This window comes from Methylorubrum aminovorans (genome assembly GCF_022179725.1).
In the GTDB taxonomy this organism is placed as follows: Bacteria; Pseudomonadota; Alphaproteobacteria; order Rhizobiales; family Beijerinckiaceae; genus Methylobacterium; species Methylobacterium aminovorans.
This window is the reverse complement of sequence record NZ_BPRC01000006.1, coordinates 90804-114453: the sequence shown is the minus strand read 5'-3', so window position 1 is coordinate 114453 and position 23650 is coordinate 90804. Positions and strand designations below refer to the sequence as shown.

The window sequence follows — 23650 nt, the reverse complement described above, 5'->3', positions numbered from 1 at the left end:
TCAACCCTCCGCCCGCGCCGCGTCCGGTCGGTCCGGGGCCGCGCGGGATGCCTTCACGTCGGACCGCAGGCCGAACGACCGCAAGGTCTCGCGATGCTTCTCGCATCCGCGGCACTGCCCGCAGGCATATTCCATGACGTGACAGGAGAATGTCGCACCGAGCGCCGAGGCGGGAAGGCCGGACGCCGCGAGAAGGGCCGGCCCGCTCAGGTGCCGTGCGGGCGCCACGACGCGCACCCCACCCTCCTGGAGCCGCATCAGTCGGTCGAGCGTCCGCAGGAATGGGGCGCGTCCGTCGGCGTGGACATCGGTCGCCACCGTTCCGATGAGGATCTCCGACAGGCCTTCCGCGACGAAGCGCATGCCTGCGAGGGTGACCAGGATCTGGTTGCGGTAGGGCCACCATTCGGGGGCACGCGCGAGCGCGGCGGGCTCCCCGCCGGCCAGGGGCCCGAGGCCAAGCCCGGACAGGTCGACCTGAAGCGTTTCGAGCCGCAGCCCGAACTCGGCCGCGATGGACGTCGCAGCCGCCCTTTCGCCCGCCGCCGGCCGCTGGCCGTAATCGACGAACAGGCAGGCGTCCGGCCTCTGCCACCAAGCGAGGGCGGTCGAATCGAGGCCGCCGGAAAACAGCAGAACCCTCATCGCAGCGAGGCCCACACGACCCGATAGAGGGCGGAGGCGAAATCGTCGACGACCTCGCAGCCGGTGCCGGCCAGCATGGTCAGGTGATGCTCGTCGAGGCGTTCGGCCAGCACGACCACTGGGATGCCGCGCGCCCGCGCATGTCCAACCTCGAAGATCGAGCCCGGGTCCGCCCCGTCGAGCAGGGCGAGCACGGCTTGGCAGCCGTCGAGCCCCGCGAGGTCGGCGGTGGCGAGGGCGACGGCGCCGCCCCCCGTGCCCACGTCGTGCAACGGCGAGAAGACAGACGCGCCGAGGGCGTGCAGCCGGTCCCGTGCCTCCTCGACGAGCCAGCGTTGGGCGATGTGGAAGAACGGGGCCGCGAGGTAGACGCGGCCGGGCTCCCCGCCCACGGGTGCGAGCGCCTGGTCGGCGAGGTCGGCGGCCGCGGGCAGCGGCAGCGAGCGCGTGTCGACGAAATGGTGGACCGCGCGCGACGCCAGGTCGGCCGCCGCCGCGGCGTCGAGGCCGCGCTCGCCCCAGTGATGCGCGAAGGCGGCGCTGAAGACGTCGCCCGAGCCGATCTTGAACACGCGGGCGGATCGATAAGCGGGCACCGCGACGGGGTCGCGACCAGGCCGGTGGACGGTCGCGCCCGAGCAGCCACGCTTGACCACGACCACGTCGGCCGCGTGCAGGGCGAGAACGGCCTCGCCTGCGGCCGGCCCCTCCTCGCCCGTCGCCCCCTCCGCCTCCCCCTCGTTCAGGACTACGGCCAGGGCCTCGGCCCGGGACCCGTTGGCGCGGAACGGGACAACGTCGTCGCCCTGCGGGTCGTGGACCGCCCGCTCCGCGGACACGACCGCGTCGCCCTCCACGAAGCCGAAACGCAGCACGACCCGCCCGTCGACCGAGAGGGCCGGGTGTCGCGTCGGCACGCCGGGCCGCAGCGTGGCCGGCGACAGGGCATGGAAGTAGCCGAAGCTGATCTCCTCGGCGATGGGCATTACCGTCGCCGTCACCCCGCAGGCGTGCATCGAGCTCTCGACGTCGCGGGCCCAGCCTGCGAAGGCATAGGTGTGAAGGCTGCTGCCCGGCGAGAGCTGCCCGACCGCCGCGGCGGCACGGCCGCCCGAACCGAACAGCCGGCGCCAGCGCGGGATCTCGCAGATCTCCAGGTAGGACCCTCCGGCGACGATCAACCCAGCACCGGTGCGATGGCGACGCGACAGAGGAGGCGGCCGACCTGCGTCACGGTCGCCGCGTAGCGGTGGTGGGTGCGCAGGCAACCGAGAAGTTCGTCGAGGCCTTCGACGTTCGCCAGCGTGCCGACCACCTGCCCGGCGGGGCGGGTACGGCACACGGCGGTCTCGAACGCACCCGCCCTGTGCAGCGCGACGTCCAGGACGTCGCCGATGCGCACGACGGCGACGACGTCGGCCCGGACCCCGGTCAGTTCGACGTCGTAACTGAGGTCGCAGGGCGAGCCCGTCGGCGCATTCCCGCCCTCCGATCCGGCGGTCGAGCTCGGCGCGCCCGGCCCTGCACCGGCCGGCGCGACCAGGCGACGGCCCGAACTTTTCTTGCTGCCCCCCGACATCCCGCTTGCCCGGCCACTGGTGAAGGAGACCTGATTTCTTATCGGCCTCCGCCGTCGCCGGTCAAACCGGTCCCCGGCCGATGTTGCGCATCGCCCGCCACATGACGGCATCGACCAGCGACGGCTTCGCGTCCAGGGCCACGCAGAACTGCAGGAAGCGCCGTTCGAGCGCCTCGTAGTCCCGCGGGAGGCGGATCGGCCGCTCGAACAGGCCGATCAGGAGGCCTGCACGGATGATGTGAATGTCGAGGATGGCGACCTCGTCCGAGCCCAGCCAGTTCCGGGTGACCCACGAGGCGGTCTTCGGACCGACGCCGGGCAGGCGCATCAGGTGGCGTCGGAAGGCCAGGGCGTCGCTCGACGGCGGAGGATCGGTCTCGATGAGCGTCAGCGCGTCGGCGAGCCTGCCCGCCCTCTGCTTCGGGAAGCGGTAGCGCACCGACCTTTCGCCGATGCGGACCGGCCTGCGCAGGAGGGCCTCGATCTCATCGGCCCCGGGACGACGGCCCGGCTCGAAGATCCCATCCGCGGCGAGCGCGCGATGGACCGCGTGGTTGACCTCGGCCGTGATGCCGTAGCCCCCGAGCAGACAGAAGCCGATCTCGTGGGCCAGGCTGACCTCCCGCCCCACGAACCCGTCGACCGGCTCGCTGGCCCGACCGACCATGAAAGCCCAGAACGCGGCACTCGGCACCCATTCCGGGCGCCCCCACCGCACCCCCGGCATCAATTCGGCCTCCGGGTCCGCGGGAATCGTCGCGACCGACCGCGTCCTCCCGGACGTCTGAGCCTGCATCCTGCGCGCCTTGATTATTCGTTATCATTCGATTTTATTGACTTCATGAGCGGAAGCAAGCGGGCGGCTGACGGCGGGGATGCGCATGCGCTGGCGATTGCCCTCGGTCGCGTGCGTCGAGAGCGCGGGCTTACGCAGGCTGCCCTTGCCAAGATCCTCGGCGCGAGCCAGGCGACCATATCGAAGCTATTGGCAGGGCAACATAAGCCTAGACCCGCGCTGCATCTCGCCGCGGTTCGGTTCATCGGTGCGCACCCGTCGGAGGATCCCGCGGCTTTCTCGAACCTGACGCTGCGCGTGGAGGCGGCTGCACGGCAGTCGGTCGCGTTCCGAGCGCTCCTGGAGGCCGCGGTGGCGCTCTTGAATGAAAACGAATAGCCGCGCCGGGCGGTGCGGCAAGGTCGGGAACCGTCGTTCTCGGCGCCGGATGGAACGTGCCCCGGGACCAGGCCGAGGCGGCGCGCCCGGGCGGCGGGACCCGGCGCCTCGATGACGAGCGCGGGTGCCGCCCCCCCCGGGCCTGGTCGCTCAAACGAATGCATCCACGGCGGGTAGGCCCCGGCATGATCGCGGCGCCCGGGCGCCGGCGGCGCTCGGCCCCTTCGGCGTGGGATGACAATGGTCCGGCGTGCGGATACGGCGTCGGCCGAGGTGTTTGCCGACTTCGAACGGATCGGCTCGCCCTCGGCCTGCCCGACGCGACGTCGCCCGGGCTACGCCATCGCCTTCCCATCGGCAGGAGCATTTGTCTCGGGGTGCCCCACGCCTTTCGCATGTTCAAGGCCATGACGGATCTCGGCTTCGCCCAGGGCGAGGCGCTCGCCGTCGGCGGATTGATGGAGATTTCCCGGCATCCCGATACCCGCTTCGACGGCGAGGCTTGCCTCGACCGGCTGTGCGAGGGAGGCTTCGCCGAAGAGGCCGCGGAGGCGGTGGCCAGCGCGTTGCGCCACTGCTTCCTGTCGGAGAAGGCCACCGCGCAGTACGAGCGGACCAAGCTGAAGACGGCGCTGGTTCGCGGCGGCATCGCCGCCGCGAAGGCGGACGCGTTCCTGACGACGCTGGAAGGTTCGGTCGTCACGCGCCGCACGGCCGAGGTCAGGCGGCCGGTTCCGCACGCTCCGAGCCCCGGCCGGGTCGTGATGTGCGATTTCACCTACCTCGTGAAGCCGGAGATGCAGAAGGAACGGCGGGCGATCGTCGTGTCCTCGCGCTCGGCCGGCGCCGCCGGGCGCTGCACGGTGGTGCCGGTGAGCAAGAGCCCGCCCCGGGAGAACAACACCCATCATTTCCGGTTCGAGCCGGGCACGTATCCCTTCTTCCACCAGACCGACCCGGTTTGGGCCGTCTGCGACCACATCTATACCGTTTCCCTGGTCCGGCTGTGGCAGGTCAACGTGAACCGCCGCCCGGCGCTGCCGTCCATCTCGCCCGCCGAGCTCGCCGGCATCCGAGCGCTCCTCGGAACCGTGCTGGGCCTCGATCATTGACCCGGCGAGGCGGATATGCGATATCCCTCTCACTCGCTGGAGGCGGGTCACACCGTCTTTTCAGCTGACCGAAGATGCTCGCCATCGGAGGTCGGGGTTTGCCCGCGGGTATTCCCCTCAAACGAAAGCTCCGCTCAGGCGGGGCTTTTTCGTTGGCGGTATGCGCCTCGAACGCACAAGGACCGCCGTACACCCACGCTGCGCTCCTTCCTGGCACACGTCACGGCCCGAGAGGCGAGAGCTTAAGCTTGGCGAGGGCCGGCCCTGCATCCGGGCGTCGGCGCCATCGGCCGACGCCGGCTAGGGCCGATCCGAGGCGGCACCCTGGCAGAACCGAACGAGGTCTGCAGGATCGACATCGTCGGATACGGCCCAGAACCAATCCAACAACTCGGGCAGCCACTGGCGACCGATGCAGCAGCGCGTGCGCCCGGGCCGACTCAGGTCGAGGCGCGACAGGGTGCCGGCCATGACCAAGCGCCGCTCTCGATGGACCAGGACGTGAAGTTCGGCACCGCTGCACGCGATCCGAACTCGGGTCTCCGGCGTGCCGACGACGAGGGCGATCTCATCGCCGCGCATCGAGTCCTTCGCTCCTAGGGAAGCGGTGCACTCGGCGAGGAACCGAACGAGCTTCGGGCCCGTGAGGCGGGCTTGGCGCGCCGGGAACCGTGCGACGAAGGGTGAGCGCTCGGAATGCGACCGGCGCGGCGGTCCGAAGTTCCGCGGCGAGGTCTCGCCGGCGAACGCGCGCCATGGCGCAGCCAGTGCCTCCAGCACGGACAACCACTCTCCAACGAGGCAGTACCCGGTCGGCGGCGCCCCATCCCTCGCGGTCAAGGAGGCAACGAGCGTTCCCCGCACGATCAGGCGAAAGGCCCGCGCGCCCGCCGCGGTGACCAGGCCGCGGATGACCATGCCGGGAGCGATCTCGTGCTCGCTCATGGTTCCGTCGGCGGCCCGGCTGCGCGGCGGCGTCACGACCGAGAGCAGGGCGACGAGAGACAGGACGTGCAGGCGACGCGCGTCGCCGAACGAGGTGGTCATGTGCGCTCCGAGTCCATGTTTGCGTTGGATGGTCGAACGGGCGGTAGGCCGCGGGCTTGCCGGGTCTCGATCTCCGCCAGCGCCCTGCCTTCCTGCGCAGGGAGCCGATCTGCGAGGCGATGGATTGGCCTTGCCATGGGCGGGCGATCAGACCCGACCCGGCCCGGCGGGACCGGACCTGCCTTTGCTGCGGGGCCTCTTCGCCGACGGGCTGTAATGCGTCCCGTCGAAGTCGACCCAACCGGCCTTGCGAAGCCGCCGCATCGCGGCCAGAAGGGAATTGTCGCGCGCCTCGGTCCGCTCGCCCCCGTCCCAGTCCCTCAGCTGTCCGAGCAGCTCCCGGGATGTCAGGGGCTTGCCTGCGCGCTTGACGAGGTCGTACGCAGCGGCGCTCACCCCCTTGAGCGGGCGGGGGGACCTCTTGGGCCGAGGACCGGCTTGCGGTGCCGCGACCTCCTTGGCGCCGGGCGGCACCTGCTGCGCAGGCTCCGGGGGTGGAGGCGGCGTGACAGCCTCGGCACCGCGCCCGATGGGCGCCGAAGCCAGCCAGTTCGCCAAGGCAGGGGGCACGGCCGCCGTTCCGGACAGGAAGGCGTCGATGACGACGCGCTTGAGCACGGGCTCCGCGTGGAGCCGCCAGTATTCCTCCGCCCGCTCCGCCGCCCAATCCGAGTCGCCCATGGTGCCGTACCTCCGTTGCGCCACACTAACCTCCGACGGTTACACGTCCACATGGATATCTAAGCGGGGTTCGAGGCGACGCGATTTATCCACAGGGAGTTTCGCGTCACGGCGGAGGGATGGCCACAGCGAATTGCAGAGATCCTGGTGGACGTGGGTCGGCCGCCGCCGAGGAGCAGGCGACAACATACCCGACCGCTTCCGCGCTCGGCGACGGAACCGTCGCCCAGGTCGCGGACCAAGTCGCCGCCTGGGCGGCGGCGTTGAAGGGGCAAGGCGCCTTTCCAGCCGGACCTCGTCCTGGCCGGGGCGACCCGACGAAGCTTCCGACGCGGCGTTGCCTTGACCGCTCCGTAGCGAGCTGAATCCATTGGCTCACCGTACGCAGTCCCATGGTCCGCGATGTTCCGCCCGTCCTCGATCTTCTTCGCAAACCGCAAGGTGCACGCCCTGCGCGCGCAACTCGCCAATGTCCGGCAGCCTATCGCCGAGGCGACCGCTCGACAGGTCGTCGCGCTGGCGTGGGGGTGGCAGTCCTGGAGCGAGTTGCTTTCGGCGCTTGAGACGCCCGGCACGCCCACGCCGCTCGACGAGGAACTCGTCGGCCCGGATGCCCGGGCCGGGGCCATGGGCCTCCTCAACACGCGTATCGTGGGACAGCGCAGCAAGAGTTCCAGCTGCGCTCTCCAGACCGTCGTCGGCCTGCCGCCGCCGGTTTGCCTATCGCTGAGCGCCTTCCTGCGCCTGACCGGACGTCATCCCGTCGGCACTTGGCTGACACCTGAAGCATACCGTGAATTGTATGAGGCGTCCGTCGCGCCGAGGCCGGATTGGGCCCTGGATCTCCTGGACCATCAGCGACGGTCGCGGGAGGCGCCGCAGCGGTTTCCGCTTCCGCCGGATCGACCACGCTGATCGAAGGGCTCCGACGTGCCGGTCACGTCGCCCGGGGCGGGCCAGCGGTTTCGGGCGGAACGGTCACGACTTGGATCGAGTGGTCGAGCCATCGCCAGCCCCCCCGCGAGCCGCGGATCGTGGCAAGCTGCCGAGATGGCCGGCCGGTCTGCCGGGTTCCGCTCGCGACCGACCGTACGGGCGTGGCTCATGCGCTGCTATACCCATATCGACGCCTCGCTGGCTTGAGACCTGCGCATGCGTCGTCGGCGAGGACGACGGCATCATCAGCGAAGCCAATATCGCGCGTGCGCGGCGGCGTCGCTGGGTGGCCTCGGCCTGTCGCTGATCGGCTGCGGACAGGAGACGGGCGCTGGCGGGCCGGCCGTGCGGGCGGATGACCGAAGTCGCGGTGTTCCACGTCGTGTGCATGGACGTGCGTCGCGCCCGCGGGGCGATGGCCCATGAGGGCGCACGGGATCACACGGATGCTGCGCACTGGCTGGTTTCGGTAAGCGCTCGGCCGCGGTGCTCCGATTGCTGCGGTTAGCAGACTTGAACACCAATCTAGCGACAAGGCGGCGGCAGCCATGCATCACACGAAACTGCCGAGATGCCGTTCTTCGTTTCGGTTTCCGGGCCCGGGCGTAGGAGGCCAGTTATCTACTGCAGGATCCTGAGGACACATAAACACCCAACATCAAAAAAACGCGCATGTACAGATAGATATCGCAGAGAGCAGACATTTGGGCGACCGGTCTCCGCTGGCTCCCAAGCGGAGGCTCGGGAGCCAGCGGAGACCGTTCGCCCAATTGCGAGATGTCTGCCAAAAATTATTCAAAGATCAATGACATCGGGCGATTTGCGAGGACTTGCGGTCGCCAGAGGCCGACGTGGACGGATCATTGCCGCCAGGAGTGTGGTGCCGAACCGGCCACCTCATTTGGTCAACCCGGCATTCCGGTGCCGAGCACCATTATTCTGCACTGAAGCAACCTAGAGCGAAGAAGGGGGGCCGTTTCGAAGGCGGCCCTTCGGCTTGGCTGCTGAAGCGAAGCACCTGTTCTTCGAGCCCGCCTCGGCCTCGCCGGGGATGCCGACCGCTTCCGGTCGTGTGCCCCACAAGGCGCCTGCCAAACCGACGTTCGCGAGCGCGAGCACCGCCAGAAGGGCATAGGCCAAATCGGGGCCGCCGTAGGTGAGGACCGTGGCCCCCAGCGACGGAGCAAGAGCCTGGGCGATCAGGCTCGGCCGGGCGAGCCGCCCCGCCAGAACCGGGTAGCGTTCCGACCCGAACAGGGCGAGCGGCACCGTGCCTCTCGCGATCGAGTAGATCCCGTTGCCGGCACCGTAGAGCACCAAGGCGATGCCGACCGCAGGAATGCCCACTGCCAGGATTGCCAGCCCGAGCGCCACGAGGGCCATGGCCACGTTTAGCGTCCAGAGCGGGTGGTGCCGCCCCTTATTGGCCATCTCGATAACGCGGGCTCCGACCTGGGACGGCCCGATCAGGGCGCCGTAGGATACGGCGGCGGCAAAGGCCACGCCGCGTGCCTGCAGCAAGGTAATCAGGTGGACCGAGATCAACGTCATCACGGTGCCGCCGAAAACCAACACGCCGGCCATCAGCGCGAAGGCGCGCCGTTCCCGCGAGGTGAGCGGCGCTTCGCCAAGGTGTTTTACGTCCCCGCCGTTAGCCAAGGCAGGCGCCTCAGGGATCAGACCGAGCACCAGGGGAAGCGTGACGAAGAGGTGCAGCCCGGCATAGGCAAGACATGTCGAGCGCCAGCCGACCTGCTCGACGAGAAGGGCCGAGAGCGGCCAGCAGACGGTGCTGGCGAACCCACCCCATAGGGTCAGGGTGGTGATGGCCGGGCGCGCCTCGTCGCCGTAGAGCCGGCCGAGGGTGGCGAAGGCCGGGTCGTAGAGGCCGCAGCCCATCCCGAGCCCAATGACCAGCCAGCCGGACAGGAACACCGGAAGGTTCGGTGCCAGTCCGATCACCAAGTGGCCACCCGCTAGCAGCAAGGCCGCCGATACAAGGACCGGCCGACCCCCGTGCCGGTGGATGGCGATTCCGACCCGGGGCGAGGCGATTGCCGCCACCAGCAGCCGATGGACAGCCCCCCGACCACCCATGCGAGCGGCCAACCCGTGTCGGCGGCGATGGGCCCCGCCAGCACCGCCGGCAAGTAGAAGGACGAGCCCCAGGCGAGGATCTCCACCACGCCCAGGGCCGAGATGACGACGAGGCGGTTGTGGACCTCAGACCTCACGGGAGGCAGGCTTCAGCGCCGCTGCCTTGCCGGCCGCGCCACGCTCGTACCAGCCCTGCGAGCGGTTCACGATCCATACGACGGAAAGCATGACTGGGACCTCGATGAGGACGCCGACCACGGTGGCCAGCGCCGCGCCCGAGTTGAAGCCGAACAGGCTGATCGCGGCCGCCACCGCGAGCTCGAAGAAGTTCGAGGCGCCAATCAGTGCCGAGGGCCCGGCCACGCAGTGCTGCTCCCCGGCGACCCGGTTCAGGAGGTAGGCCAGCCCCGAGTTCAGGTAAACCTGGATGAGGATGGGGACCGCGAGCAGCCCGATGACCGCGGGCTGGGCCAGGATCTGCTCGCCCTGGAAGCCGAACAGCAGCACCAGGGTCGCCAGAAGTGCGGCGAGCGAGGTGGGCCCGAGCCTGGCGAGCAGCCGGTCGAGGGCGGCCCGCCCGCCGGAGGCCAGGAGGCCACGGCGGATCACTTGCGCGACGACGACCGGGATGACGATGTAGAGCGCCACCGACAACACCAGCGTCCCCCAAGGCACGGTGATGGCCGAGAGCCCGAGAAGCAGGCCAACGATGGGGGCGAAGGCCACCACCATGATGGTGTCGTTGAGCGCCACCTGGCTCAGGGTGAAGTACGGCTCGCCTCGGGTCAGGTTCGACCAGACGAACACCATGGCGGTGCAGGGGGCCGCCGCCAGGATGATGAGCCCGGCGATGTAGCTGTCGACCTGGTCGGCCGGCAGGTAGGGCCGGAACAGGGTGCCGATGAACAGCCAGCCGAGCGCGGCCATCGAGAAGGGCTTCACCGCCCAGTTGATGAACAGCGTCACGCCGATGCCGCGCCAGTGCCGCCCGACGTGGCGCAGCGAGGCGAAGTCGATCTTGAGCAGCATGGGGATGACCATGAGCCAGATCAGGACGGCGACCGGCAGGTTCACCTTGGCGACCTCGGCCGCGCCGACGGCGTGGAAGAAGCCCGGCATGACGTGGCCGAGCGCGATGCCGGCCACGATGCAGAGGGCGACCCAGAGGGTCAGGTAGCGTTCGAAGGTGCTCATGGTGTCCTCAAGCGGTGGCGACGCGGCGGCCGCGCTCGTCGACGACGCGCTCGCCGTCCTCCTTCACGAACTCCCCCTGCTGGTCCGGCAGGAGGTCGAGCACCGCCTCCGACGGCCGGCACAGGCGCACGCCCATCGGGCTCACCACCAACGGACGGTTGAGCAGGACGGGGTGCGCCTCGACCGCGTCGAGGAGTTGCTCGTCGGTCAGCGCCGGGTCGGCGAGGCCGAGCTCGGCGTAGGGCGTGCCCTTCTCGCGCAGGACATCCCGGACCGAGAGGCCCGCGCGGGCGAGCATCTGCTTGAGGAGCGCCCGGTTCGGTGGCGTCTTCAGGTACTCGACCACGTGCGGCTCGATGCCGGCGTTGCGGATCATCGCCAGGGTGTTGCGGGACGTGCCGCAGGCGGGGTTGTGGTAGATGACGACGTCCATCACGCGACCTCCGGGCGGGCCGAGGTCGCGCCGGCCATCTGGCCGATCTCGCGGACCTTCGACGACAGGGCGACCTGGTCGAGGCTGCCGAGCGGCAGGGCGACGAAGGCCGCGATCCGATTCTTGAGGTAGCGCTGGGCGGTGACGAAGGCGCGCTTGCGCTCCATCTCCGAGCCCTCCGCCGCGGCGGGGTCCTCGATGCCCCAGTGGGCCGTCACCGGCTGGCCCGGCCAGTACGGGCACGTCTCGCCGGCGGCGTTGTCACAGACGGTGAAGACGAAATCCATGACGGGGACTTCGGGACCGGCGAACTCGTCCCACGACTTCGAGCGCAGGCCCTCCGTCGGGTAGTCGCTTTCCCGCAGGACCTGCAGCGCCAGCGAGTGCGGCTCGCCCTTCGGTCGGCTGCCGGCCGAGAAGGCGCGGAAGCGCCCGCCGCCCTCCTTTTTGAGCATGGCCTCGGCCAGGATCGAGCGGGCCGAGTTGCCGGTGCAGAGGAACAGGACGTTGTAGACTGGCTCAGGCATGGAGGGTGTCCCCGGTGGTGCAGTCGCAGGCGGCGAGCGCGGCGACGGCCGGGGCGCACACCTCGGGGTGGCCCTGGCAGCAGTCACGCATGAGGAACTGGACGAGGTCGGACAGGCCGGCGTAGGCGGCGCTGTAGATGACCGACTTGCCCTCGCGCCGGGAGGTGATCAGCCCGGCGTGCGAGAGCTCCTTCAGGTGGAAGGACAGGTTGTTGCCGGCGACGTTCACCGTCTCGGCGAGGACGCCCGCGGCGAGGCCGCCCGGACCGGCGGTGACCAGGGCGCGCACGACCCGGAGCCTATGCTCCTGGCCGAGGGCGGCGAAGGCGGCGAGGGCTTGCCGTTCGTCCATCGAATGACCTACATATCAACTATCGTTGAAACATAGAGGAGTTAAGCGCCTTGGACAAGCCCCAGCAGCCGTTCGCCGACGGGGTGCCGAACCTCTCCGAGGCGCATTTCGAGGTGCCGACCGAGGAACGGATGGCGCCGCCGACGCCGCTCGACCATGCGCCTCGATTCCTCGTCCTCTACGGGTCGCTCCGGGATCGGTCCTTCAGCCGGTTCCTGGCCTACGAGGCGGCACGGCTGCTGGAGGCGATGGGCGGGGAGGTCCGCATATTCCACGCGGACGGGCTACCGCTGCCCGACGACGCGCCCGTCGAACATCCGAAGGTGCAGGAACTCCGGCAGCTCTCGATCTGGTCGGAGGGGCAGGTCTGGGTCAGCCCGGAGCGGCACGGCAACATGACCGGGGTGATGAAGGCCCAGGTCGACTGGCTGCCGCTGAGCGAGGGCTCGGTGCGCCCGACGCAGGGGCGGACGCTTGCGGTGATGCAGGTCTCGGGCGGATCGCAGAGTTTCAATGCGGTCAACAGCCTGCGGGTGCTGGGGCGCTGGATGCGGATGATCACCATCCCGAACCAGTCGTCGGTGCCGATGGCCTACAAGGAGTTCGATGACGCCGGCCGAATGAAGCCCGGGCCGCTCTACGACCGGGTGGTGGACGTCTGCGAGGAGCTGATGAAGTTCACTCTCCTGATGCGTGGACGGGCCGACTACCTCGTCGACCGCTACTCCGAGCGTAAGGAGCGCGAGCCCGAGCGCCTCAAGGGCGTCGCCGCCGACATCGGGTTCGTGAAGCGGTAGACGGACCGTTCCCCCGTGGAGCGAGCCTCGGTCCCGGCCTGCGGATTGCGCTGTCAGCCTCCCTTACGGGCGTAGCGGCCCTTGTCCCGCGGCTCGAAACACCGACGGTGGAAGACCCGCACATCCAACTGCCGAGGCTCCTAAGAGGACGGAGGCGCCGTGAGCAAGGAACCGCGGCGGCATCGACGCTTTCCGTTGGTATTCAGCGCAGCCGAGAGGTACCGGCTGCCTGGATCGAGTTTAGCCGCGAAAGTAATTGCATATGGATTGGTACGACCGCCGCGAACCATGGCAGGCCCAGGCCGACGACGCCCGCGATGGGGCCGCCACTGATTACAGCCGGGTCATCCACTCCGCGTCGTTCCGGCGTTTGCAGGGCAAGACGCAAATCCTGAACCTCGGCGACAGCGACTTCTACCGGACGAGGCTCACCCATTCGCTTGAGGTCGCGCAGATTGCCGGCGGGATCGCGCGGCGGTTCGAGAAGGTTTATGCCGACCATGCCGCCCGGCAATACATCCCGGACCTCAGCATGATCCAGGCCGTGGGCATGACCCACGACCTCGGCCACCCCCCGTTCGGCCACGGCGGCGAGGTTGCCCTGAATTTCTGCATGCGCGGTGCCGGCGGTTTCGAGGGCAACGGCCAGACCCTGCGCATCCTGTCCAGGCTGGAAAAGTTCTCCAAGGTCGCCGGCGCGAACCTGATGCGGCGCACCCTGCTCGGGGTTCTGAAGTATCCCGTGCCCTTCAGCCTCGCGATGAACGTGGACATCCGCCCCGCCCTCCACGTCGGCCCGGAGTCGATCCGGATCATCGACCGCGAGGCCTCCAAGCCGCCCAAGTGCTACCTGGATTGCGAGCAAGACGTCGTCGACTGGATCCTCGCCCCACTCAGCGAAAAGGACCGCAACGCCTTCACCGAGGCCCGCGATCAGGAGGGCAAGCACCGCAAGCCCCTCCACAAGTCGTTCGATTGCAGCATTATGGACGTCGCCGACGACATCGGCTTCGGCATCCATGACCTGGAGGATGCCCTCGCCCTTGGCCTGGTAACGCGGGTGGATTTCGAGGCGCACGTGACCGAGGAGAAGAGCTCAAGTTTCCTCAACAGTCTCAAGGAGAAATACCCGGAGGAGTTCGGCAACAACGTCTATGAGGGATTCCTTGATCGGCTGTTCGGTGCCGGCGATACCCGGAAGAGGTGCATCGGCCGGATGGTCCATCACCTGATCACGAACTGCGTGATCGAGACCAGGGAGGAGTTCGACGAGCCCCTCGTTCGATATCGGGCTGCCATCGAAGCCGGAGCGAACACCTTCCTGGAAGCGCTGAAGGAACTGGTCCGGGAGGTCGTCATTCGCAGCCCGGGGGTCCAGCACCTCGAATTCAAGGGTCAGGGTATGGTCGTCGCGGTGTTCGAGGCCCTCGCCTCGGAGCCGAAGTCGTTCCTGCCGCGGTCGACCTACGAGGCGTACGAAAAGGCGCCTGACGGTCGGCGCGTAATCTGCGACCACGTGGCCGGCATGACCGACGCCTTCCTCATGCGCACTTACGAGCGCTTGTTCAGCCCGAGGATGGGTTCCGTGTTCGACCGCCTCTGACCGACCCGCCGCCCGGTTTAAGCGAGCGACCCGTGTTTCCTTCCTGCTCCCGGTCCACGTCAACCCCAGATGCGTGAGGGCTTCACCGATGCCGAAGGGGCGGGCAGGCCGGGGCGACCTCCCTTCCGGCGCCGGCGGAATGCTGAGGCGGCAGCCTCGCCCCGCTCCATCTTGCCGGGGCGAGGCAGCGCCACGGCGCCGTGGGTCATCGGCATCCGCATAAGACCGTCGAACAGCGTTGCATGTTGCTCGGTTCGGCGGCTGCTCGTCACGACCCCTTTCGGTTCCGACTTTCGGAGATGCCCATGAAAGTCGTGCTGGCCTCCTGGCAGTTCTGGGCGTTGTTCTCGGCGGCATTTGCCGCGCTGACGGCGATCTTTGCCAAGATCGGGATAGAGAACATCAACTCGGACTTCGCCACATTCATCCGTACGGTGGTGATCCTGTGCGTCCTCGGCGCGCTTTTGGCCGGCACGGGCCAATGGAAACCACTCGATTCAGTTTCGGGACGAACATACCTGTTTCTTGTCCTATCGGGGCTCGCCAACGGTGGATCGTGGCTCTGCTACTTCCGCGCCCTGAAGCTCGGGGATGCCGCCCGCGTGGCGCCCATCGACAAGTTGAGCGTCGTCCTAGTGGCGGTCTTCGCGATCATGTTCCTCGGAGAACGCCTGACCGTCCCCAACTGGTTGGGCGTCGACCTGATAGCGGCCGGCACGATCCTGGTCGCCTACAGGAGCTGAAGGCTGGCCGCGTGCCCTTTCGCCCGGAGGCGTACGCAGGAGAGCGACCGGGACGCCGCGACCAGCACGCGCGTTGGCCGATCGCCATCGAGCGCTCTCTGCATTCGTTCCTGCGCCCAACGTCCAGGCCCTTGACGCTCGCCGTCCAAGAACACTGCTGGCGGCGACTAGGCCGCGTCCGTCTTCCGCCCGGCAGGCGACTTGCGTCGGCGCGCTCGATGGATGGCCGGGGCCACGCCGCCGTTCCTGGCGTAGCGCGAGCGCCTGGGTGACGGGCCCCGCCACTCTGCCGAGCCCCGGAGCATATTGGCCAAGCGCCCGACATCCAAGCCGTCGAGAAGCTCAGGGAAGCGCAGCGCCCATAGCTCCAACAACCGGTCCCAACTTCCGCTGCGGACCAGCCGGCGCACGGAATTCGTGAGGTTCCGTTCGTCGCCGAACCGCTCCGGCATCCTCCGCCATGAGAGGCCGGTCCGCAGCGCCAGGATCACCGCCTCCAGCAGCATCCGGCCGGGAATGCCCGGGGTGCCCTTGAACGAGATCTCGATGGACGAATGCAACAGCGGCTTCGAGGCCAGCCATTGCTCGTCGGTGAGCGCATCCTGGCCATCCAGGGCATGGAAGCGTGCGGCCGGCCCCCTGCGCTTGCGCCAATCATCACCGCCAACCTTCCAGCGCGCCCGCGCGGCCTCGACCGGGCCGAGGTCCAGTCCGGCCACGAAGGAAGGGTCCGCCTCGCGAAGGAGGTCAATCAGGATCTGGTCCCCCGCGGCATAGACGAACCGCGAGAGTGCACGCCGCATCTCCGGCGCGTCGCCGAACGCCGCCGACAGCAAAGGCAGGCCCGTCCGGAGCCGGAGCAGGAGGGCGTCGACAAGGGCCCGCGTCGGGATGTGGCGCGAGTCATTCCTGTGGCCCGTGACGTCCGGGAGGTGCTTGGCGACGAGGGCCCAACGCGCGTCGTCGATCCGATAACCTCCGCTTGCCATAAGCCGCTCGGCGTCTTCGCGAAGGCGGACGTGGCGGCCCATCGGCTGCTCGACATCGACATGGATCACGTCCAAGCCAACACCGGGCGAGCCGCAGCTCCCGTCCTCCTGTAGGAACGCCAAGAAGTCCAGGTGGATGGCCAGGCCCAAGGTCCCCGCCGGCCGGCCATCCCGCATGACCACCACCCGCTGGACGAGGCGGGCAAGGGCGGCGGAGACCTTCGCCTCCGCCTCCGTCAAGGCCCTGAATGGCACCCGCTCGATAAGGTGATCCAACGTGGCGGAAAGCGTTCGAAGCCTCTCACCGGCTTCGTCCACCTCGGGCAGCTCGGCGAGGTCCGCCGAACGGGCCTGAAGGTCTGCGAGCTCCCCCGTCAGGCGGCTCCTCTCCTCGGACAACAGGTCGGATGGGTAGGTCGATTCAAGCTCCTTGACGAGCGCCCGGCGAAGCTGTTCGCGGGTGACCGCAATCTTACGCTCAACATCCGCACGGGCGGCACGGCGGGCGGCGGAGGCTTCACGTAGCGAGCGGTCGACGGCAGCCGCGAAATCCTCCTCGCCGACGAAGGACCGCAGCTTGCCGCAAACGGCTGTGAGGACGGCGCGCTCCACGGTCTCGTGCATAACGGAGTGACGCCTCGCCGGGCAGCAGCCCCCGTCCGACCAGACGTTGCAGGTTAGCTGTCGACCACCCAAGGTGAACCGCTGGCCTTCGACCCCGGCGCAGTCGCACGTCGCCTTTCCGGCCAAGAAGTGGCTGTGCTCGAACTTCTGCTTCCCCCGGGGGCGTCGCTTCTCGTTGACAGCGAAAAACAGATCGTCTGGCACAATTCGAAGGTGATCGAAGTAGTTGCGCGTCATCTCGCTCGGATGCCGACGCTGGACGGCGACCTTCCCCGATTTGCGGTCGAACGTATTCAAGGTAAATGGATAGTACCATCTACCCGTATAGGCCAACTGGCCCAAAACGTTCGCAACGGTCGATTTCGTCCATCTGCAATCCTTCGTCGGTCCTGCAACCCCGCGTTCCTTCATGATCCGGCCGATGCTTCGGTAGGAAATTCCCGCGGCTGCCATTTCAAAGATTGAAAATATGGTCTTCTCTTCCTCGGGGTGACGCACGAGGAAGCCCCTTTCTTCGCCGTACCGATATCCGAAGAACGCACCGGAATGGGCGCCGCCCTGGGCAGCGTGCTGGAACCTGCCCATGCCCATGATCAGGGTGCGACGGTCCCGATCCGCCTCGGCCTTGAGTGCCGCTTCGATGACCTCCTTCTTGTTCAGTGCCTTGAAGTCGCCGGCGCTATGAAATTCCACGCCAAGCTCATTCAATTGCTCGCATACTTCGACCGCATCGTAAGTTTCGCGGGACCACCGGTCAAAGTCCTCAACCATGATGACTTTTATCTTGCCAGACCGACAGTCTTCGAGCAAACGCTGCAGGCTTTCACGATCACGCATTGATCGGGCACTTCGAGCAGGGTCGTCATACAGCACGTAAATCGCGTAACCAAGCTTCCTCATGTAAGCGGTTACAACCTTGACCTGACGCTCGATGCTCATCTCCTTCTGCTTATTAGACGAGTAGCGAGCGTAGAGGCCCACGGGCACAAGCTTGTCCGGTGGGCCGAAGCCGTCACGGCGTTCGACATCCAGGTTCCGTCGAAGGGCCAACCGGTCCAGAGGGCACAATGCCGTCGTATCGACCACCTGCCGCAGATCCACGGCGCCAGGCATCAGGTCGGTCGTCCGTTCACCGTGGGCCATCGCAACGCCGCTCCATGCGAAGAGAAGGAAGAATTGCTTGCCTGAGGACGCGATAGCCGGGACGTGCGCGGGTTCGCTTTACGTCCATCTCGGTGCGCCGGATGGCTTTCGTTTGACTCCGCCCGAGACCGTCACGTTCTCCTCGACGCACATGGCCGGGTCGCAAGCGGTCATCCTTCCAGGCATCCCGGTAGCGACCGGCGTTCGAATCCATGCCGCGCGGCGCAACGTACGCTTCGGCTAGCTCCCGCCGACAACCGACTTCGGGCGCTTGGCCGTGATTTTCGTCTCTCCCGTCCACGGGGCCGGGTCTCCGCTGCACCATCGCGACGTGAATTTCGCATCCTGGCCGGAGCATTTCGCGTCACGGCGACATCTAATTCCAGGTCGCCCGCGTACAAGTCCCGACCGGCAACTTTCCTATCCTGTCCGCGCGCGTCCAGCCTTTGGGCGTCCGACCGTTCGGCGGCCATCCCCACCAAGCCCTCGAACAATGCGTCTAAGACCGTGAGCGGCCGTCCTGAACTGGACGATTCGCCCCGAAACCTCTGGATGCCGAACGACATCGTTCGCTCCCCCTGTTCCATTGAAATTACCCCTGGATCGCGCATGGCGGCAGGCGTACGAGAAACGCGCGGCGGCCGCCCCTTCTGGGACGGCCGCGCCGCATCGACGAAACGTGGGTGAAGTCTCTAATTATACCGCAGGTATATATAACTGCAATACCGGAGGCCGATCCGGAACTCGTCGCCATGTGCGGCGACCGACGGGACGAAAGGGCATCGCGGCCGCACGCGGTGCCGAAGGTAGCCTGTCCAGTTTCAAGAGACCGTTCCCGTTCTCGATGAACCTCAAAGGTCGATGCGGAAGCGGTATGGCGCGTTACGACGCCGCGGAACCGCCACCCGACTTGCGATATCCGCGAGCGCCACCTCCGACCTTGTCGTCCCAGTCCCCGTTGCGAATGCTCCGTCGGTACGGGCAGGTGTCCAGGGCGTCGGCTTCGGTCCGTACCAAGCAGCCCGTGAAGGGCATTCACGACGTTTGCCGGGCGGCTAGGCTCGGAGCAATCGGCCTGCTCCTGAGGAGCAAAAGCACAGCCGCTGACCGAGATGACGTGGGAACCGATGGCCCCCAGGGCCATCCCGGAGAGCACTGACCCTATGCCTGTCGTCGGTGCTGCCGGGCCGTTGCCGAATTCCCCTTACCGAAGTTCCCGCAATCCACAGGTCGACACGACCATCCTGGTCCGGCGCGGCGAGGGTGATGGTCAAGCAGGCGGATCGGCGGTAGAATATACTGGCGATATAAATACGACGCTGGTGCCGCCAAGTGCCGATAGGGTTTGGCTGCCCCTGCGCCAGTGGTCGGACGGTATCGCGACGTCGAAGTCCCCCGGGCGGTAGGCTGCCCCGCCCTGCAGATCAACCGCACCGACCGCGAGCACATGGCCGCGACCGGTGTCAGACGATTTACGACTCCGGTTCCCCAGACACGAAGCGCACTCTAGCAACGGGAGTGAGACGATGAGGCACGCGAGTCCGCGCGACGTTGAGCAGGATAAGGCTCCGTCAAGCTCAACCGGAAGGGCCACACGCCGGCGCCTTCCGCCGACCAGGGAACGGTTGGGCAGGCTGAGGGCGGTATCAGATCGCGTCGTCGAATCCACCGAATACGATGAGGAGACCCAAGGAGCCTTCGTCGAGGTGATGGGTCCCGAACTGCTCGACGTCGCGTTCGACGAACTCGGGGACCTCGCCTTGGTCCGAGGCGAGCTATCGGACAGCTTGCGGCTGCATGTTTCGGCCCTGCAGCGTCTCGACGAGGAGGACCTTTGGTGACGCAGGGCCGAAGCTGCGCCAATCCTTCCTGAGGTCCAGGTGAGTTTAGCCCGCCGGCGCTCTCGGGAGGCGCCGGACACTTCGCCAACCCTACCCGGCGCGCGTCCGCTTGCCCAGCGCGCCGTCCCAGCCTGGGAGGCGCGCATAGGCGTCCTTGCCAACCCTCTGGAAGTATCGCTCGTATTCGACGCTGATCTCGATCTTCTTGCGCGGCATCCCCTCGGATAGCGCTTCCTTGACCAAGCGGCCGCCCTTCAGCGTCGTCATTCGCAGCCGAACCATGATGTCCGCAACCGACATGCTGCCTTGCGCAGGCAGGATCTCGTAGGCTTCGTGCATCACGCGATCCCAGAACTCCTCAGAACGCACGTGGTCCAAGCGCCGGCTAATACCAATCGGCATGGTTCATAACCGATAGGCCCATTCGCGCAGTCCGAGCGACATGATCATCCAAGGCTGTGCGACGAGCTTGTTCCAAGCCTCGCAGCATTGATCGAGGATGTCCTCGTAGGAGTCGAAGATCCGGTCGCCGAGCCAGTTCTCGCGCAGGAACTGCCAGACATTCTCGACCGGGTTGAGTTCGGGCGCATGAGACGGCAGCGTCAGCAAGGTGAAGTTGTCGGGGACGACGAGGTCGGCGGCGACGTGCCAGCCGGCGCCGTCGAGGATTTGGACGGCGTGCGCGCCGGGATCGACGGCGCGGCTGATTTCGGCCAGATGCGCGTTCATGGCCGGTGTGGCGCAGCGGGGCAGGACGAGACCGGCGTCCTTGCCCTTCTCGGGACAGATCGCCCCGAAGATGTAGGCGGACGCCGTGCGCTGATCCTTGGGCGCCGTGGGCCGGCTGCCCTTGCGCGCCCACCGGCGCGGGACCGTGTTCTTCTGACCGACGCGGGCTCTCATCCTGAGGCTCTCGAAGGACGTCCTGCCACCAGAGTTCGAGCGGCGTGTCGACTGGCAGTTGGGCGCGGATCGCGCTCACGCGGGCGGGGAGGTTTTTTTAAACGCCGTCAGCGCCGCCGGGTCCTGCTGATGATGGCGCGGACGGGCCGACAGCTTGGCATAGCCCATCCGCTTCACCTCCCGTCCGACACTGCTCTCGTCGAGGCTGACGCCGAAGCGCGCGAACAGCCAAGCCGCCAAGTCCTTCAGCCGCCAGCGCACCACGCCGTCCCGTTGCAGGTCCGGCCCTTCCTCGATGGCAACCGCGAGCGCCTGCCGCTGGGCCGCGTCGAGCTTGAACCGCGGGCCGGGCTTCTTGCGCTCGATCAGGCCGTCCGGCCCGGCCGCGTTGAAGGCCAGCACCCAGTCGCGCACCGTCTGCAGGCCGACCGCGCCGATCCGCGAGGCCTGCGTCCGGCTCCCACCCTCGTAGATCGCGGCCAGCGCGAGAAGCCGCCGGCTCTGACCGGCATCGCGGCTCTTCCGCGCCAGACGTCGCAGGGTATCCGCATCGAAATCCTCGCGCAGATCCACGGCCTTCGACATGGCAAACCTCCTAGCTTGCCACATCGAATCACATCCGCCGCTTCCGCGTAAACCCGCGAGTCCTCACCCGTACCGATTGGTATTATGGGTACGCTGATTGTGCAGCAGAGATGCGGGACAATTTAAGCGCAGCAATTCCTGGTTGCCTCGCTCGTCGCCGGCTTTGCGCCGAAAACGGCCGTTTGCGGATCATTTTGGAACGAGACTTCGACTTTTCCGTCCCGTCGAGCGTTACGTGCCTGTAGGAAATGCGCACCCGCCGCCGCTCGCTGTTCACATCGTCTTCGGCGGCGGTCGTTGAACCTGCCAAGGTCGCCACACGAAATCGATCCCCGTAATTGCGGAGTTTATTCCATGACACGTACGTCTAAATTCAGAGCCTCACTCATCGCTGGCTTTGCTGCGCTCGCACTAGGCTTTGGCTTGGCAACAATCCCCGAACCGGCAGCCGCCCAAGGCCATGGCTACGGTCATTCCCGCGGTCATGGTGGCGGCTACGGCGGTCACGGTGGCGGCGGTCGGCACGGCTATGGCGGCGGACATCGCAGATCGTACAGTGGGCACGGCGGCGGTCGGCGACATGGCTATTCCGGTGGGCACGGACGCTCGGGTGGCGGCGGTCATCACAGGGGTGGTGGCCACTAGGGACACAAACTAGAAGCTTGATCCCGCAAAGATTGTCTTGAGCCCAAGCATTAGGCGAGGTTGGCGGGACTCAGTCATCGGATGACGGCAAATAGTTCGTTACTCAGAATAATTCTCCGACGTAACGAAATCCGATCCGGAAGCAAAGCACAGCCATGTTTTTTCTTCCAAATCCGAGCACAGGAGAATGATGTCGTGATGAAAAAGTCAGCAAGAGCAATGATCGCTGCGGCCTTTGCCGTATCTCCAACAGCAGTCTTCGCTCAGCATATCGATGTCAATCCGGGCGGGGTTCGGGTGGAAGGCGATAGCCACGGACGACGCGTTGTCGAAGAGCGTAGCGAGGGCGGCCATCATGAACCTCGCAGAGAGCACCACGAAGAGCGTCGAGAGGGACACCATGGCGATGCCCCGCGGGAACGTCACTGACGCCTTGAGATAAAAAGAGCTGTGAATAAGCGACGGGTGGCCATTACAGGTCGCCCCTCGTCTACATTTCAACGATATTGTCTAGGCCGACTAGCACAGATCAATTCAGTTGCTTCTGAAGCTGACGTACAAACAAGGGGAATTTACAGCTTAGCTGTGGCTATAAAATATATTTTTATTACTGTATAACTCTTCACCTTATTTGCTTTCTTCGAAGTCATGTGATGGAACGCTCCTGCCAAGCGCGCGGGCGAGGTGGGATGAAAACACCATTCAGCAGAGCCTGCCGGATCGCACCCGTGCGTTCAGGCGTTGGGCAAGGCAGAGGGCCTTGACCCGCTCAAACGAGTCTTCGGGAAGGGACGCGCAACGCAAAGGAGAAATAGTTATGGCTCGTCTTGGTAGGGTGAAGACGGCACTGAGTGTCGGCCTTCTGACGGTCACGCTCGTCATCAGCCTCGTGGCCATTCCGAGTGCGGCCCAGGCTGAAGGCCATCATGGCGGCTATGGCGGAGGACATGGGTTTTATGGCGGCCATGGCGGAGGCCGCAGGTACTATGGCGGCCACGGTCGCACTTATGGGTATGGTGGTTTTGGCTATGGGCGCCGCTACTATAGCGGTCGCGGCTACCGCAGAGGACACGGACATTACGGCCATAGGCGGGGTTACTACGGGGTCCCCGTTGCAGCTGGATTGATCGGTGGCTTGGCGCTCGATGGGCTCGTGGCGCACAGCCCATACTACGGCCACTACGGTTGTGGTTACGCTCCGAGCTTTGATTACCACTACGGTTACTGAGCACGGTCGAGTGTGCCTGCTATACTATTATTTGTCGTCGGGGCCGGATGCTCAACGGTAGATCCGGTTTCGGCTCAGTCTGATATCGATTTTGCGATCTAGTTGCGTCATCATCTGCGAGGCGACTTCTCATAGTCTTCATTTGTTCGTCGTCAGTGTCGCCCGGCTGAGCTCGACCGCAATGCTCAAGGCTTCGGTTGTCTGAAGCTGGGTTTGCGCGGTGATCACGTCTGAGCGAGCAGCGACACAGGCAGCGTACTGGTTCTGAGTGATCACGAGGCTGCTGTCGCCGTTCCCGTCCAGGACCAGCATCACGCCGAGGTCCCTGGCGCTCGCGGCACGGTCGAACAGGATCATCTGCCGTGCCTTCGGGCTCGCTTCCGCGGTCTCGGGCGCGCGCAGGTTGTCGACGACGGCCCGCAGCGAAAGGTCGATGATCTCGACGTTGCGGGCGATGTCGCGTTCGATGACCTGCATGAGGTTCCTGGAGGTCTGCTCGGCCTTGTCCCAGGCATCGCGACGAAGATCGAGGAGCATCGACGCCGACACGATCAGCACGCCGATAGGTGCCAGGACCCCGAGCGCCACCCAAGCGCGGCTATATTCAAGTGGTCGCGAAAGGCGCGGCAGGGTCATCGGCTGTTCCCCCCTGGGCTTGCTGGCCGTTGCCCGATCCTTCGCACGCCAGCCATTACGGTCGATTTACCCCGATGGCTTTCGACGCCTTCGACTCACTCGTGGCTAACGCCCGGTTTTATCGCGGTCTCACGCC

General features: G+C 66.6%; 19 protein-coding genes and 3 pseudogenes. 7 read left to right on the top strand and 15 right to left on the bottom strand.

Annotation, left to right across the window (positions count from 1 at the left end; all coding sequences use genetic code 11):
- The 4 genes from MFF24_RS10835 to MFF24_RS10820 all read right to left on the bottom strand — a co-directional run bounded on the left by MFF24_RS10835 (position 1) and on the right by MFF24_RS10820 (position 2951).
- A complete protein-coding gene (locus tag MFF24_RS10835; RefSeq protein ID WP_003604316.1) occupies positions 1-645 on the bottom strand; it encodes a 7-cyano-7-deazaguanine synthase in 645 nt (214 codons plus the stop codon).
- Entirely contained in the window at positions 642-1826 is a 1185-nt protein-coding gene (locus tag MFF24_RS10830; protein WP_003604317.1) for a nucleoside 2-deoxyribosyltransferase, read from the bottom strand. Before MFF24_RS10830 ends, MFF24_RS10835 begins: the two co-directional genes overlap by 4 nt.
- Positions 1823-2224 (bottom strand): hypothetical protein, encoded by a 402-nt coding sequence (locus tag MFF24_RS10825; RefSeq protein WP_003604318.1) that lies wholly within the window; start codon positions 2222-2224, stop codon positions 1823-1825. Before MFF24_RS10825 ends, MFF24_RS10830 begins: the two co-directional genes overlap by 4 nt.
- A gap of 61 nt (positions 2225-2285) precedes the next feature.
- On the bottom strand, positions 2286-2951 hold the full coding sequence (locus MFF24_RS10820; protein ID WP_012455859.1) for an 8-oxoguanine DNA glycosylase: 666 nt from the start codon (positions 2949-2951) through the stop codon (positions 2286-2288).
- 114 nt (positions 2952-3065) lie between these two features.
- Between MFF24_RS10820 and MFF24_RS10815 the strand changes: the two genes are divergently transcribed.
- Both MFF24_RS10815 and MFF24_RS10810 read left to right on the top strand, forming a co-directional pair.
- Complete coding sequence (locus MFF24_RS10815) at positions 3066-3398, top strand: helix-turn-helix domain-containing protein (RefSeq protein ID WP_003604320.1); 333 nt, start codon at positions 3066-3068, stop codon at positions 3396-3398.
- A 377-nt stretch (positions 3399-3775) separates the two neighbouring features.
- A complete protein-coding gene (locus MFF24_RS10810; RefSeq protein WP_003596782.1) occupies positions 3776-4510 on the top strand; it encodes a type II toxin-antitoxin system PemK/MazF family toxin in 735 nt (244 codons plus the stop codon).
- Positions 4511-4810: 300 nt separating this feature from the next.
- On the opposite strand, the gene MFF24_RS10805 is transcribed toward MFF24_RS10810, so the two are convergent.
- Positions 4811-5557 (bottom strand): hypothetical protein, encoded by a 747-nt coding sequence (locus tag MFF24_RS10805; protein ID WP_012455861.1) that lies wholly within the window; start codon positions 5555-5557, stop codon positions 4811-4813.
- A gap of 147 nt (positions 5558-5704) precedes the next feature.
- The gene (locus tag MFF24_RS10800; RefSeq protein WP_238224433.1) at positions 5705-6262 is read right to left on the bottom strand and encodes a hypothetical protein; all 558 of its coding nucleotides are present in this window, start codon (positions 6260-6262) and stop codon (positions 5705-5707) included.
- Positions 6263-6640: 378 nt separating this feature from the next.
- Here MFF24_RS10800 and MFF24_RS10795 point away from each other — a divergent pair, with 378 nt between their 5' ends.
- Positions 6641-7153, top strand: coding sequence for a hypothetical protein (locus tag MFF24_RS10795; RefSeq protein WP_012455863.1), 513 nt, complete (start codon positions 6641-6643; stop codon positions 7151-7153).
- 975 nt (positions 7154-8128) lie between these two features.
- Here MFF24_RS10795 and MFF24_RS10790 read toward each other — a convergent pair.
- The 5 genes and pseudogenes from MFF24_RS10790 to MFF24_RS10770 all read right to left on the bottom strand — a co-directional run bounded on the left by MFF24_RS10790 (position 8129) and on the right by MFF24_RS10770 (position 11777).
- Positions 8129-9408 (bottom strand): annotated as a pseudogene (locus tag MFF24_RS10790) (MFS transporter).
- Complete coding sequence (gene arsB / locus MFF24_RS10785; protein ID WP_012455865.1) at positions 9398-10465, bottom strand: ACR3 family arsenite efflux transporter; 1068 nt, start codon at positions 10463-10465, stop codon at positions 9398-9400. The pseudogene MFF24_RS10790 and the gene arsB overlap by 11 nt, the downstream one beginning before the upstream one ends.
- Positions 10466-10472: 7 nt before the next feature.
- A complete protein-coding gene (gene arsC / locus MFF24_RS10780) occupies positions 10473-10898 on the bottom strand; it encodes an arsenate reductase (glutaredoxin) (RefSeq protein ID WP_012455866.1) in 426 nt (141 codons plus the stop codon).
- On the bottom strand, positions 10898-11425 hold the full coding sequence (locus MFF24_RS10775) for an arsenate reductase ArsC (protein ID WP_003596792.1): 528 nt from the start codon (positions 11423-11425) through the stop codon (positions 10898-10900). The genes arsC and MFF24_RS10775 overlap by 1 nt, the downstream gene beginning before the upstream one ends.
- Positions 11418-11777, bottom strand: a complete 360-nt coding sequence (locus MFF24_RS10770) for an ArsR/SmtB family transcription factor (protein WP_003596793.1) — start codon at positions 11775-11777, stop codon at positions 11418-11420. The genes MFF24_RS10775 and MFF24_RS10770 overlap by 8 nt, the downstream gene beginning before the upstream one ends.
- A 50-nt stretch (positions 11778-11827) precedes the next feature.
- Between MFF24_RS10770 and arsH the strand changes: the two genes are divergently transcribed.
- From arsH to MFF24_RS10755, 3 genes are all read left to right on the top strand, one after another.
- Positions 11828-12574: an arsenical resistance protein ArsH gene (arsH, locus tag MFF24_RS10765; RefSeq protein WP_012455867.1), complete on the top strand. Its 747-nt coding sequence runs from the start codon at positions 11828-11830 to the stop codon at positions 12572-12574.
- A gap of 262 nt (positions 12575-12836) precedes the next feature.
- A complete protein-coding gene (locus MFF24_RS10760; protein WP_012455868.1) occupies positions 12837-14177 on the top strand; it encodes an anti-phage deoxyguanosine triphosphatase in 1341 nt (446 codons plus the stop codon).
- Between the two features lie 305 nt (positions 14178-14482).
- Positions 14483-14920, top strand: a complete 438-nt coding sequence (locus MFF24_RS10755) for an EamA family transporter (protein ID WP_012455869.1) — start codon at positions 14483-14485, stop codon at positions 14918-14920.
- A 167-nt stretch (positions 14921-15087) separates the two neighbouring features.
- Here MFF24_RS10755 and MFF24_RS10750 read toward each other — a convergent pair whose 3' ends face one another.
- Positions 15088-17676 carry a recombinase family protein gene (locus tag MFF24_RS10750; RefSeq protein WP_012455870.1) on the bottom strand — a complete coding sequence of 863 codons (2589 nt, stop codon included), beginning with the start codon at positions 17674-17676 and terminating at the stop codon, positions 15088-15090.
- 1709 nt (positions 17677-19385) lie between these two features.
- Here MFF24_RS10750 and MFF24_RS28825 point away from each other — a divergent pair.
- Positions 19386-19517 carry a hypothetical protein gene (locus tag MFF24_RS28825; protein WP_276518062.1) on the top strand — a complete coding sequence of 44 codons (132 nt, stop codon included), beginning with the start codon at positions 19386-19388 and terminating at the stop codon, positions 19515-19517.
- Positions 19518-19607: 90 nt separating this feature from the next.
- On the opposite strand, the gene MFF24_RS10745 is transcribed toward MFF24_RS28825, so the two are convergent.
- From MFF24_RS10745 to MFF24_RS10735, 3 genes and pseudogenes are all read right to left on the bottom strand, one after another.
- Positions 19608-19856 carry a hypothetical protein gene (locus tag MFF24_RS10745; protein WP_003596801.1) on the bottom strand — a complete coding sequence of 83 codons (249 nt, stop codon included), beginning with the start codon at positions 19854-19856 and terminating at the stop codon, positions 19608-19610.
- A gap of 66 nt (positions 19857-19922) precedes the next feature.
- Positions 19923-21005: pseudogene (locus MFF24_RS10740) on the bottom strand (IS630 family transposase).
- A gap of 2029 nt (positions 21006-23034) precedes the next feature.
- Positions 23035-23514 (bottom strand): annotated as a pseudogene (locus tag MFF24_RS10735) (hypothetical protein); the annotation flags it as partial.
- Positions 23515-23650: the final 136 nt, after the last annotated feature.

Excerpts from the sequence above, each read along its gene's own strand:
- MFF24_RS10805 (WP_012455861.1), bottom strand. The coding sequence starts at position 5,557 with ATGACCACCTCGTTCGGCGACGCGCGTCGCCTGCACGTCCTGTCTCTC.
- MFF24_RS28825 (WP_276518062.1), top strand. The coding sequence starts at position 19,386 with ATGGGTCCCGAACTGCTCGACGTCGCGTTCGACGAACTCGGGGACCTC.
- MFF24_RS10760 (WP_012455868.1), top strand. The coding sequence starts at position 12,837 with ATGGATTGGTACGACCGCCGCGAACCATGGCAGGCCCAGGCCGACGAC.
- MFF24_RS10770 (WP_003596793.1), bottom strand. The coding sequence starts at position 11,777 with ATGGACGAACGGCAAGCCCTCGCCGCCTTCGCCGCCCTCGGCCAGGAG.
- arsB (WP_012455865.1), bottom strand. The coding sequence starts at position 10,465 with ATGAGCACCTTCGAACGCTACCTGACCCTCTGGGTCGCCCTCTGCATC.
- MFF24_RS10815 (WP_003604320.1), top strand. The coding sequence starts at position 3,066 with ATGAGCGGAAGCAAGCGGGCGGCTGACGGCGGGGATGCGCATGCGCTG.
- MFF24_RS10835 (WP_003604316.1), bottom strand. The coding sequence starts at position 645 with ATGAGGGTTCTGCTGTTTTCCGGCGGCCTCGATTCGACCGCCCTCGCT.
- MFF24_RS10755 (WP_012455869.1), top strand. The coding sequence starts at position 14,483 with ATGAAAGTCGTGCTGGCCTCCTGGCAGTTCTGGGCGTTGTTCTCGGCG.
- MFF24_RS10820 (WP_012455859.1), bottom strand. The coding sequence starts at position 2,951 with ATGCCGGGGGTGCGGTGGGGGCGCCCGGAATGGGTGCCGAGTGCCGCG.
- MFF24_RS10825 (WP_003604318.1), bottom strand. The coding sequence starts at position 2,224 with ATGTCGGGGGGCAGCAAGAAAAGTTCGGGCCGTCGCCTGGTCGCGCCG.
- MFF24_RS10745 (WP_003596801.1), bottom strand. The coding sequence starts at position 19,856 with ATGCACGAAGCCTACGAGATCCTGCCTGCGCAAGGCAGCATGTCGGTT.
- MFF24_RS10795 (WP_012455863.1), top strand. The coding sequence starts at position 6,641 with ATGTTCCGCCCGTCCTCGATCTTCTTCGCAAACCGCAAGGTGCACGCC.
- MFF24_RS10775 (WP_003596792.1), bottom strand. The coding sequence starts at position 11,425 with ATGCCTGAGCCAGTCTACAACGTCCTGTTCCTCTGCACCGGCAACTCG.
- arsC (WP_012455866.1), bottom strand. The coding sequence starts at position 10,898 with ATGGACGTCGTCATCTACCACAACCCCGCCTGCGGCACGTCCCGCAAC.
- MFF24_RS10750 (WP_012455870.1), bottom strand. The coding sequence starts at position 17,676 with ATGGCCCACGGTGAACGGACGACCGACCTGATGCCTGGCGCCGTGGAT.